Consider the following 11,365-nt stretch of genomic DNA (forward strand, 5'->3'; position numbering starts at 1 on the left):
TCCGTAACCAGTTTTGCATTCTATTGGTTAATTAATTAAAGGATTATTTTAAAAGTAGCAATAATATACTAGCGGCATGGTTTACAGGTTCATATGGAACAAAAAATCAGCGAGAAGATAGTGATATTGATATTGCATTGCTATTTGACAAACAGGTTGGTATTATGGACGAAATGTCTATATCCTGTAAAATCAGTGAAATCGCTGATTTTGATAATATTGACACAATTAACTTATTATCTGCCCCTATAACTTTGCAGTTTAAGGTTATAGATGAAAATAGAAATATTTATGAAGGAGATTACTATAAAGTCTGTGACTTTATGGAGGAGATATTTAATAAATATAGAGATGAAAAATATTATCTGGATCGATTTATGTACGATTTTTACGAAAGTTATAACATTAATGGGGGCAATATTAATGAAATTTGATAAAGATGTATCTATATACTTTAATATGGCAAAATTCAGAAATAGGATAGTTCATATGTATTTTAACATAAGTGATGAAATGATATATGATATAGTTCAAAATAATATTAGTGATTTTGAAAAATTTATTAGTAATGTTGTTAGTGTTATTTCAAGAAAATAAAATCCTACTGATGAAACTTCATTATCGTAGATGTATCATAACGTTTGTAAGAAATTATGAAGTATAAGTTAAAAATAATATATAAAAAAGTAAGGAGTCTACATTTTGTCTGTAGGCTCCTTTCCAATATAGGATTTAGTATTCTTATCTGATTTCACTATCTTAATTAAAGAATTCAGTAAACGCTCTAATTATATATTCATTATCCATTACAGCTGCTAATTCTCTTATTGAATGCATACTAAGTATTGGTGCACCTAGATCTATTACTGGTATGTTTAATTTTGCTGCTGTAATAGGCCCTATTGTTGTTCCGCCTCTTAAGTCTGATCTGTTTACAAATACCTGGCATGGTACTCCAGCTTTTTCGCATATTCCCTTAAATACTGCACTTGCATAGCTGTCTGTTGAGTAGCTTCCTCCCGCTGCAATTTTAAGAACTGGTCCTTTTCCAAGCATTGGTCTGCTTGTTGGATCACATTTTTCAGTATAATTTGGATGCAGTGCGTGAGCTAAATCTGCTGAAATCATTATTGAATTACTTAAGGCTCTCTTAAAATCTTCTCTCTCTTTTCTTAGGCCTATAGCTATTCTTTCTAAAATATTACTCAAAATAGAGGAATTTGCACCTTGCGAAGTTAAGCTTCCTATTTCTTCATTATCTAAAGCCACTAAAACTTTAGTCGACTTAATTTCATTACTACTAGTTAAAGCCTTTAAGCCTGAAAATACCATCCAAAGATCATCTAATCTTCCGCATGATATAAATTCATTATCTGCTCCAAATAGAATTCCCTCCGCATACTCATATAAGAACAAATCAAAATCTAATATATCACTAGCATCTACTTTTAAGGTCTCTGAAATTAAATTAATTAAATATTGATCATTTTCCAGTTTATCTTGAACCATTGTAAGTAGTGGCAATGTATCCTTCTGCTTATTATATTCATAGCCTTCATTAATGCTTCTATTCATATGTATTGCTAAATTTGGAATGATTAAAACTGGCTTATTAATATCAATTAACTGAGTCTTTGGCTTAAATGGATTTTCTCCTTTTAAGGTCACTCTTCCTGCTATGCTTAGTGGTCTGTCAAACCATGTGCTGAGTATTGCTCCTCCGTAAACCTCTGTATTTAATTTAATATAATGACCTTCAACTTTCATCTCAGGATTTGGCTTTATTCTAAAGCCTGGTGAATCTGTATGAGCTCCAATTAATCTAAAGCCATCCTTTTCAATATCGCCGCTTCCAATTTCAAATGCAATTAAAGCAGAGTCATTTTTCATTACATAATGTTTTCCGCCTTTTTTTAAGTCCCATTTATCCTCTTCCTTAAGCTCCTCATAACCTTCCTTATCCAAAATTGCTTTAATCTCATAGGCACCTTGAAAAGCCGTTTTACTCTTATTTATAAAATCTAATAATTGTTGTGTATTGCTCATATGTCTACCTTCTTTAATTATATATTAATTACTTATTTGATTATTGGTAATCTTTCCAATATTCCATAGTTCATACTCACTAATATCAATATCTTCATTCCAACTAACCCCATATCCATGAGTATCTACTTTTGCTTGTTCAAATAATAATTTATTTTTTAAATCACCATAAAACTCTTCGTCTAATTTAGGCTTAAAATCAATTTCCTTAACTACTCCATTATCAAATAAAACTAGTAGGATATAATGCTGAGAATCCACTTGTATATTTTTTATCTTATGGCAATCCATAAATTGTTACTCTAGCCCTTCCAATTTTCTAAATACCTTAGTATTCCACATATCTATTAAATCTTTTTTATATTTCTCAGCCCATTCTTTCACTAATTTTAAAGCTCTATTTGATAAATCTCTTTCTAACATTTCCAATGTATTAATGTCTATAACTCCAACAAATTCACCATATATTGCGTGAAAATGAGGAGGTGCATTATCATTTGGATACATTTTTAACTACTATTCCATAAAATCTTGTGATAACCGGCATATTATTCACCTCGTTCATTTATTCATTTATTCATATTATATACTATACTCACACATACATAAACACCCTGTGAATCAAAAACTAAAACTGCTCACAAGCTGTTCATTTTTCCCTAACTTTCTTTCACCGTTATATAATTCTATTACTTCTTCATTATCATCATTGACATTAATTTCATCACTAATATTATTATTTTTCCTTTTACCTTTACTAACCCTTTTCTTTTTTTCTAATAATTCTGGAACATTGAACTCGAAACTTTTTGCATGAATTCTTTCTGTCTCAATCTTGGCATCATTAGAAGTTTGATCAATACATTCAATATTATTCATAGTATTTATATTCTGAGTCAAGTTCATTTTAACATCCTTAGATTCATCAGTTTTTATAGTATCATTACTACAAGTCAAACTGCCTATATTACCAGCTCTATTTGTATCATCAGCTTTTGAATTTTCATTTGTACTACTGTTGTTTAATGAAATAATATTATTATTTAAATCAGCTGCTGCCTCACAGCTAGCTCCTAATTGTTCTTTATCCTGCTCATTATTAGCTACAGATTTATTTCCAGAAGTTTTAGAATTTGTTTCAATTTTATCTTCTGTTTTAATTTTTTCCTGTACTTTAATATTTTGATGCTTTGCAAAGTTTTTAACTCTATATATTTTATCTTCAGTTAATTCAACCATTTCAAGCTTTATAAAAGTTTCAATAGCAAGCTCAACTTGAGAAGGCTCCCTATTGAATTCTATAGATAAAGTTTCTATAGTATATGGAATATTTCTAGATAAAAATAATTCTCCTCCTAAATTCACTTTGCCAGCCAAAGCAATAAGTCTGATCCAAATATAGCAAATAAGATCTCTCTGCTCCATTCTATCGATTATCTTAAATTTAGTATCCTCATGCATATCAACTCTTAATTTAACAAATTTTCTTTCCCTCATTTTTAACACGCTCCTCTATATTAATAATTTCTATATAGGATATATGCTCTAATTTTAAAGATTACATAAATTTCAAAAAATTTACAAAAAACTTTTACTCAGGCAAATTTTATTATATATAAAAACACTTGCCTATATAAATAAACAAGTGTTTTCTTTCTGACTTTTATAAGTTAAGAACAAAATTCCTAATATGAATTTTTAATTCTTAACTGTTTAAACAAATCTTTATAGTTTTACGTAATAAACATATATCTCTTTTCATTTGATACACGCTTAATTCTACTCTACACATTCTGGATATCTACATAGATATCCAATCTGTGCTTTGAAATATATGCCATACTAGAAATGAGAGGTACTCTTTTATGCAGTGTTACATTAGAGAATTAGTTGTAGGTATTTCTTCAGCAGAAGTTGTTCCATTTTTGCTTGTCACGAACTTGTTTCGGGAGCATGCAGAAATGGTGCAACTTTTGCTGTTAGAAATCCTTAGGCTAATTCTCTTTAGTAACCGAAATAACAGAGTACCTCTCATTTCGATAAGTTATGGCATAAATCAAAATATATACTTTAGATATCTATATAAGATTATTCTTAGAAAGTTGTTCTTTTAGTAACTCTAAGTTTTTGCCTTCCATAGGGAATAGTGGCATTCTAAGAGGTCCCACTTCATATCCCATAAGACCTAATGCTGTCTTTACTGGAATTGGATTAACTTCTACGAATAATGTATTAATTAGGTCTAAATATTTTGTTTGAAGTTCACTGCTCTCTTTTACTTTTCCTTCAAAATATAAACTACAAATCTCGTGTGCTTCCTTTGGCATAACATTTGAAAAAACAGAAATAACGCCTTTTCCCCCAAGCGATAATATAGGCAGTATCTGATCATCATTTCCTGAATAAATATTAAGTTCATCTTTACAAAGAGCTCTTATTTTTGCAATAGCTGAAAGATCTCCGCTAGCTTCTTTTGTAGCAACTATACGTGGATGCTTTGCTAATTCAACATAAGTTTCAGGTGCTATGTTAACTCCTGTTCTTGATGGTACATTATATAAAATAATAGGAATATTAACTCTATCTGCAATATAATTATAATGTTTAATTAATCCACTTTGAGTAGTTTTATTATAATATGGTGTAACTAATAAAAGTGCATCAGCACCAACGCTTTCAGCATATTTAGAAAGTTCTACCGCATAAATTGTATCATTAGAACCTGTACCTGCTATAACTGGTACTCTTTTATTTACATACTCGACTGTAAATTTAATCACTTCTCTATGTTCTTCATCACTCATAGTAGAAGATTCCCCTGTAGTTCCTGCAATTACAATTGCATCACTACCATTCTCTATATTAAAATCAATTAATTTTTTTAATTCAGAGAAATTAACTCCATCTTCTGTAAAAGGTGTAACAATTGCTACTGCTGCACCAGTAAATATAATATCCTTCATAAAAAATTGCCCCCTCGAATATTTTCTATATAATTATAACATAGTAAAGTGATACTATAAACTTAGAATGTATTTAAAATAATAAAAAATACTTATTAACTAAAAATATTGTTATAATAAATGTATTAATTATTGTTAGTTCTTTATGGAAATGATTGGAGTGTACAAAATGTTTAGTAAATTATTAGTTGATAAATTAGTAAAAGATAATACTAATATCAAAGACGATAAGGTTAGAAATTCTTATGGTATGCTTGGTGGAGTTATTGGAATCTTAGTAAATGTGATTTTATTTATTATAAAGCTCTCTGTAGGAATTATTGTTTCAAGTATAGCTATTACAGCTGATGCCTTTAACAATCTTTCTGATGCGGGTTCTTCTTTAATAACTATCTTAGGCTTTAAACTTTCAAATAAACCTGCTGATAGGGAACATCCTTTTGGTCATGGAAGAATTGAATATCTTTCAGCCTTACTTGTTGCTTTTATGGTAATGCTGGTTGGCTTTGAATTTATTAAATCTTCCTTTGAAAAGATAATTACTCCAGAACCTATTACCTTTGAGATGGTTTCTTTTATTTTGCTTATTGTATCTATCTTTTTTAAACTTTGGCTTTCAAAATTTAATAAATTCATTGGTGAAAAAATTAATTCTGCTGCTTTAAAAGCCTCTTCTACAGATGCATTAGTTGATGTTGTTACTACAATTTGTATCGCTATTTCACTTTTGGTTTCAAGATTCACTTCTTTGCCTATAGATGGCTACATGGGAATTCTTGTTTCACTATTTATAGTTTATTCAGGCTTTAATCTTGTTAAAGATACCGTTAATCCTCTTTTAGGTGAAGCCCCAGACCCTAAACTGGTTGAATCTATACAAGAAATGGTCTTATCTTATGATAACATTCTTGGTACTCATGATTTAATCATTCATAATTATGGTCCTGGAAAATGCATGGCATCAATTCATGCTGAAATCCCAAGTGATATAAATGTTGTTGATATTCATGAGATAATTGATAAAGCTGAACGTGAAATATCTTCAGCACTTAAAATTTATCTCGTAATACATATTGATCCAATCTGCATTATTGAAGGTGAAATTAAAGATACCTATGAAGAGGTCTTATCTATAATAAAGGAATATAATTATATAGAATCCATACATGATTTTAGAATTGTTGGCCAGGGTGACATAAAAAATTTAATTTTTGATGCAGTTATAGATACTCAGAAGAAAGCATCTATAACTGATGATGAATTAATTAATAAAATTTCTGAAGAAATCAAAAATTCCCATCCATTATATAATTGTATAATCACCCTCGATAAGCATTTTACTTAAAAAATATAAAGAATTAATAAAAAATTGAATATATTTTAAGATAGTATAAAGAAAGACAACTAAATATTTAGTTGTCTTTCTTATAATACTTTCCAATATAATTCCTTAACATAGGCTAACTTTTTATAAAACCTTAGATAAAAAGTCTATTGTACGTGGATTTTTAGGATTTTTAAACAATTCTTCTGGTGTTCCTGATTCTATTATCTTTCCTTCATCCATAAATAATATTCTATCTCCAACTTCTCTTGCAAAGCCCATTTCATGAGTAACAATTACCATTGTCATACCTTCTTTTGCAAGATCCTTCATTACATTTAAAACTTCCCCTACCATTTCTGGATCTAAAGCGGAAGTTGGTTCATCAAATAACATAACAGCTGGCTGCATTGCAAGAGCTCTAGCTATTGCTATTCTTTGCTTTTGTCCTCCTGACAACGAAGCTGGATATGCATCTATTTTATCTATTAGACCTACTTTTTCTAGTAGTCCAACTGTTATATTTTTAGCTTCTTCCTTTGAAATTCCTTTTACCTTAACAGGGGCTAAAGATATATTTTCGCGCACTGTTTTATGAGGGAATAAATTAAAGTGTTGGAATACCATACCCATCTTTTCTCTAACTTTATCTATATTAGTAGATTTAGCTGTTATATCCTTGTCCTCAAAGGTAATTTGACCTGATGTAGGAGTCTCTAATAAATTAAGGCATCTTAGAAATGTACTTTTTCCTGAACCTGATGGGCCAATTATAACTACAACTTCGCCTTTTTTAATGCACTCATCTATACCTTTTAAAACATCATTTTTTCCAAAACTTTTGCATAAATTCTTAACGTATATCACTTGCCTTCATTCTCCTCTCTACATAGTTTAGTACTCTTGACATGGTAAAAGTTAATACAAAGTACACAACTGCCGCTACTATTATAGGCTCTAAACCTAAAGCCGTATTTCCTCTTACAATTCCTGCATTATACATAAGTTCTGCAACTCCAATAACTGAAACCATTGAAGAATCCTTAAGTATAGCAATAAATTCATTTCCAAGGGCTGGCAATATGTTCTTGAATGCCTGCGGTATAATAATATGAATCATTGATAACCTTTGGTTCATACCTAAGCTTCTTGCTGCTTCCATCTGACCTCTGTCAACGGCATCTATTCCAGCTCTAATTATTTCTGACACATATGCTGCTGAATTCAAAGCTAATGAAATTGCACCAACGGTCATATCTGGCATGTCCACTCCTATTAGCTTTGGTAATCCAATATAAATTATATAGATTTGAACTAGAAGTGGAGTACCTCTTACAAATTCTACATAAGCAGCTGCTATAAAACTTATTGGCTTAATTTTTGAGCGTCTTAAAAGTGTTAAACCAAGTCCTAAAATCGTACCAAATAACACTGCAAAAAACGCCAATACAACAGTTATTTCCGCACCTTTTAAATAATATTCCGAGTATTTTCCTAAAAACGTAAAATTCAATATTTTCCCTCCTAGTTCTCAAGCACATAAAAATAAACAATAGGCCAAGAGGTACATTATATACTGGCCTGTTATTTTTTATTATGCCTCAAATTCAAATATCATAAAATAATCACTAATTTTTAATTATAAATTATTAATTCTAAAATTTCAACAGGTATAAACTTACAAACACTATGCTAAATATGTTTTTATGTATCAAAAGAAAAATAAAATCATTAGCAAACTTTAATCCGTGACAAATTAAGAGTGACAAGTAATAAGTTAAGGAGGAAGCTCAAATAGAAAATGCGAAAATCCAATATATAAAAGGATGTTACATTGCATATGCAATTTAACTAAGTTCGAGAGTCCAAATATAAAATTTGGACTCTCACTTATCTCTCTTTTTCCCAAATGAATTTCTAAAATGTATTATTGAAAAACCCTTAGATTTTTCTACCTAAACTTGCCCCTTATCACTTATCACTTGTCACTATTTTAATGTTCTTTATAATTTAAATGTAATAAATAATCTTATTATATATCCCCATATATTTTTTATATTCCTAAAATATTAGTCTACTAATTTATTTGCATCCATTACAAATTGATCTATCTTCTTATCATCTTGTAATTGTTTTATTACTTTATTAACTTCTGCTTGTAAGTCTGGTGAATTCTTCTTCATAGCTATAGCTGAACCACCGTCTGGATCATTAACTACTAATTGATCTGCAATTGCTATACCAGGATTCTTTTCAACATTGATTTTAGCTACTGGCTCTTCAGCTAAAACTGCATCTACTTTATTATTCTTTAAATCTAATACTAAATCAGTAACTTTATCTAAAGACTTAATATATTTTGCTTCAAAATTAGCTTGTGCAATTCCTTCTTGAACTGAACCTTTTTGAACTCCAATTTTCTTTCCTTTTAAATCTTCCATCTTAGTAATTCCAGTTTCATCTCCAGATCTTACTATAAATCTATGTGTTGCTGTATAATATATATCTGAGAAATCAGCATTTTCTTTTCTTTCAGCTGTTGGAGTCATACCTGCAAATACCATGTCAACTTTATCTGATTGAAGAGCTACAAGTAACCCATCAAAAGCCATATCTTTTACTTGAAGTTTTACCCCTAAATCTTTTGCAAGTTCTTGTGCAATACTAATATCGAAACCAACAATTTGATCTTGTCCATCCACTTCCTTATGGAATTCGTATGGTGGGTAATCAGCACTTGTTCCAATTACAAGTTCTCCTTTTGCTTTTATTGCATCTAATGCTGAAGTGCTAGATGCAGCACCATCTTTTTTTGTACTACTAGTGCTTCCGCATCCTATCATACTTATTGCTATAGTAGACACAGCTAAAACCGCTGCTATTTTCTTTATTATTCCTTTTTTCATAAATAAATACCTCCAAAAATTATTTCCTTCTTTAACCGATAGCATAATTATACACAGTTTGTTATATTTATTCAATAGTAATATATCAAAAACTTAAATTTTTATTAATTAATATTTAATTTTCCCTATATATTATATATATTATTATATTATTTATGTATCGTTTATAGCTTTACATATACTCAATCTATGGACTTTTACTTATTTTAATTTTTCACTAGTATTCTTCTGTATTTTATAGTTAATTATTATAACCTTTTAATAGCTTTTATAATTATCTCAAGAAAATATTGGAAAATATACATAGTCTACATTACAATTATGCATATTATAACTTCAAAATCATATTTTCCTTAACAAAACTACATGATTATAATTAGCAGTCCACAATTGAAAATATACAATTTTGTATAATATTCTTTTTCAGAATACATTTAAATATTCTTATAAAACTCTTTAGTTTGTCCATGCTTTATTATTAATTGCACCGTGTTAACTCCAAATTTAATCAGCCTTCCAATATTAAATAATCTTATAATCTCTTACATAATAATAAAACACTACATTTATTATTCATTAAATAATGCAGTGTTTTATTTTATGTTACAACTTCAACATACTTATTTTTATCAACAATGATATTTTTATACTTTTCAAAGTAATTTATTATTATTTCAGTCATTTCCAACTGAATTTCTTTAACTACTGTACAATTTTTATAAAACTCATATCCTCCAGCACCACTTGCTCTATAATTATTCATTACAATAGTTAGTTTCTCTTCATCTCCAATGTCCTTACCACTTAGCCTAACATACTCTAGTTTATGTTTATTATTTTCATAAAGTCTAAAACAATATTGGATATTGCTAAAATAATCATAATTATAATGTTCAACTTTAGGTTTTAAAAATGTTTCTGATACTGATATTTCTTTTCCATCATAATTAAAGTATTCACAAGTTCTTAATAAAGCTTTCTTTAGTATTTCTCCTGTAATTTCTAATACTACTAGAGTATTTGGATATACATATGTAGAAACAATATCCCGTACAGTTACTTCCTTTTTAAAGCCTTTTATTGAATTGGCAAAGGATGTACAAGATATATCAGCTCTGCTCTCATTTATTTGTATAAAATTAATAAAGTTTGCTATTATAGATCCTTCTAATGCCATATTCAAATGATGTTTGGGAATTAAATCTACATCTAAATATCCAACAGGCGTATCTAACCACTTTTGAACCTCCTTTTCCATAGGAAGTAATTCTTTAAACATTTTTTTATTAGGCTTTATTTTAGGTATTCTTATTGAAGAACTTATTTCACTAATACTATTTTCATACTGTAAGTTTATCTCTATAAATCCCTGACCATTTGCTGGAGTTTGTACTATGTATGTACCATACAATCTTCGTCCAGATATAGACGTATGTTGATGCCCAGTTAGTAAAATGTCAAATTTAAATTTACTACAAATTCTATCCCCCAAATTCTCTGTAGTATTACTTAATATCTTATTTGTATCTAAATCTCTTTCAAATCCACCATGATAAACTCCAATCAATACATCAACTTTATATTTTATCTCATTATATTGTTTTTCTAAAGAAGATAAAGTATCCTCTATGCTGAAATTTTCGAGATTATGAGACTGCTCCCATACATTTATAAATTCAGTAGTAACGCCAATTATTCCGACAACTAATCCATTTTCCATTTTCTTAATTGCATATGGTAAAATAGATATTTCCCCAGTTTTATCCTTTACATTACAGCAAATACACTGCCCTTTAAATTCCTTTAAGTATTTTTTCAAATAATCATATCCGTAATTAAAATCATGATTTCCAAGAGTAATAAAATCATATCCGCCTTCATTCATTACTTTAGATATTGGATGCTCCTTAAGTTTAATCTTAGACAAATAAGTTGTAAATGGTGAGCCCTGTATCGTATCACCTCCATCAATTACTAAAGTATTTTTATCTTTAGTAAAAGAGTTAATTGTATTTAATATACCTATTGGTTTCTGAATGTTATCAGTGTAATCCGTCGGATATACAAATCCATGCATATCTGAGGTAAAATAAATTTTTAAAGTTTTCATATAACCACCCTTATAA

At 29.0% G+C, this 11,365-nt stretch carries 12 protein-coding genes; 3 read left to right on the forward strand and 9 right to left on the reverse strand.

The window, feature by feature from the left end:
• The first annotated feature begins 65 nt into the window (after positions 1-65).
• Positions 66-434 (forward strand): nucleotidyltransferase domain-containing protein, encoded by a 369-nt coding sequence (locus CDLVIII_RS30345; protein ID WP_085959810.1) that lies wholly within the window; start codon positions 66-68, stop codon positions 432-434.
• Entirely contained in the window at positions 424-597 is a 174-nt protein-coding gene (locus CDLVIII_RS31700) for a HepT-like ribonuclease domain-containing protein (protein ID WP_186005614.1), read from the forward strand. The genes CDLVIII_RS30345 and CDLVIII_RS31700 overlap by 11 nt, the downstream gene beginning before the upstream one ends.
• Positions 598-759: 162 nt before the next feature.
• Here the strand turns inward: CDLVIII_RS31700 and CDLVIII_RS27745 are convergent, their stop codons facing one another.
• The 5 genes from CDLVIII_RS27745 to dapA all read right to left on the reverse strand — a co-directional run bounded on the left by CDLVIII_RS27745 (position 760) and on the right by dapA (position 5,009).
• Positions 760-2,046, reverse strand: coding sequence for a M18 family aminopeptidase (locus CDLVIII_RS27745; RefSeq protein ID WP_009172804.1), 1,287 nt, complete (start codon positions 2,044-2,046; stop codon positions 760-762).
• Positions 2,047-2,070: 24 nt separating this feature from the next.
• The gene (locus CDLVIII_RS27750; protein ID WP_009172805.1) at positions 2,071-2,337 is read right to left on the reverse strand and encodes a DUF2442 domain-containing protein; all 267 of its coding nucleotides are present in this window, start codon (positions 2,335-2,337) and stop codon (positions 2,071-2,073) included.
• 6 nt (positions 2,338-2,343) lie between these two features.
• Positions 2,344-2,553 carry a DUF4160 domain-containing protein gene (locus CDLVIII_RS27755; protein WP_050816301.1) on the reverse strand — a complete coding sequence of 70 codons (210 nt, stop codon included), beginning with the start codon at positions 2,551-2,553 and terminating at the stop codon, positions 2,344-2,346.
• Positions 2,554-2,667: 114 nt separating this feature from the next.
• Complete coding sequence (locus CDLVIII_RS27760; protein ID WP_009172807.1) at positions 2,668-3,543, reverse strand: phage replisome organizer N-terminal domain-containing protein; 876 nt, start codon at positions 3,541-3,543, stop codon at positions 2,668-2,670.
• 581 nt (positions 3,544-4,124) lie between these two features.
• Complete coding sequence (gene dapA, locus CDLVIII_RS27765) at positions 4,125-5,009, reverse strand: 4-hydroxy-tetrahydrodipicolinate synthase (RefSeq protein WP_009172808.1); 885 nt, start codon at positions 5,007-5,009, stop codon at positions 4,125-4,127.
• 169 nt (positions 5,010-5,178) lie between these two features.
• Here dapA and CDLVIII_RS27770 point away from each other — a divergent pair, with 169 nt between their 5' ends.
• Positions 5,179-6,354 carry a cation diffusion facilitator family transporter gene (locus tag CDLVIII_RS27770; protein ID WP_009172809.1) on the forward strand — a complete coding sequence of 392 codons (1,176 nt, stop codon included), beginning with the start codon at positions 5,179-5,181 and terminating at the stop codon, positions 6,352-6,354.
• A 123-nt stretch (positions 6,355-6,477) separates the two neighbouring features.
• On the opposite strand, the gene CDLVIII_RS27775 is transcribed toward CDLVIII_RS27770, so the two are convergent.
• From CDLVIII_RS27775 to CDLVIII_RS27790, 4 genes are all read right to left on the reverse strand, one after another.
• Positions 6,478-7,200 (reverse strand): amino acid ABC transporter ATP-binding protein, encoded by a 723-nt coding sequence (locus CDLVIII_RS27775; protein WP_009172810.1) that lies wholly within the window; start codon positions 7,198-7,200, stop codon positions 6,478-6,480.
• Positions 7,187-7,846, reverse strand: a complete 660-nt coding sequence (locus CDLVIII_RS27780; RefSeq protein WP_009172811.1) for an amino acid ABC transporter permease — start codon at positions 7,844-7,846, stop codon at positions 7,187-7,189. The genes CDLVIII_RS27775 and CDLVIII_RS27780 overlap by 14 nt, the downstream gene beginning before the upstream one ends.
• Positions 7,847-8,402: 556 nt before the next feature.
• Positions 8,403-9,239, reverse strand: a complete 837-nt coding sequence (locus CDLVIII_RS27785; RefSeq protein WP_009172812.1) for an ABC transporter substrate-binding protein — start codon at positions 9,237-9,239, stop codon at positions 8,403-8,405.
• 598 nt (positions 9,240-9,837) lie between these two features.
• The gene (locus tag CDLVIII_RS27790; RefSeq protein ID WP_009172813.1) at positions 9,838-11,349 is read right to left on the reverse strand and encodes a bifunctional UDP-sugar hydrolase/5'-nucleotidase; all 1,512 of its coding nucleotides are present in this window, start codon (positions 11,347-11,349) and stop codon (positions 9,838-9,840) included.
• Between the last annotated feature and the right edge of the window lie 16 nt (positions 11,350-11,365).

The sequence above is a fragment of the Clostridium sp. DL-VIII genome, from assembly GCF_000230835.1.
In the GTDB taxonomy this organism is placed as follows: domain Bacteria; phylum Bacillota; class Clostridia; order Clostridiales; family Clostridiaceae; genus Clostridium.

Coding starts and splice junctions, on each gene's coding strand:
- CDLVIII_RS27760 (WP_009172807.1), bottom strand. CDS start 3,543: ATGAGGGAAAGAAAATTTGTTAAATTAAGAGTTGATATGCATGAGGAT.
- CDLVIII_RS27755 (WP_050816301.1), bottom strand. CDS start 2,553: ATGTATCCAAATGATAATGCACCTCCTCATTTTCACGCAATATATGGT.
- CDLVIII_RS27750 (WP_009172805.1), bottom strand. CDS start 2,337: ATGGATTGCCATAAGATAAAAAATATACAAGTGGATTCTCAGCATTAT.
- CDLVIII_RS27770 (WP_009172809.1), top strand. CDS start 5,179: ATGTTTAGTAAATTATTAGTTGATAAATTAGTAAAAGATAATACTAAT.
- CDLVIII_RS27745 (WP_009172804.1), bottom strand. CDS start 2,046: ATGAGCAATACACAACAATTATTAGATTTTATAAATAAGAGTAAAACG.
- CDLVIII_RS27785 (WP_009172812.1), bottom strand. CDS start 9,239: ATGAAAAAAGGAATAATAAAGAAAATAGCAGCGGTTTTAGCTGTGTCT.
- dapA (WP_009172808.1), bottom strand. CDS start 5,009: ATGAAGGATATTATATTTACTGGTGCAGCAGTAGCAATTGTTACACCT.
- CDLVIII_RS31700 (WP_186005614.1), top strand. CDS start 424: ATGAAATTTGATAAAGATGTATCTATATACTTTAATATGGCAAAATTC.
- CDLVIII_RS27790 (WP_009172813.1), bottom strand. CDS start 11,349: ATGAAAACTTTAAAAATTTATTTTACCTCAGATATGCATGGATTTGTA.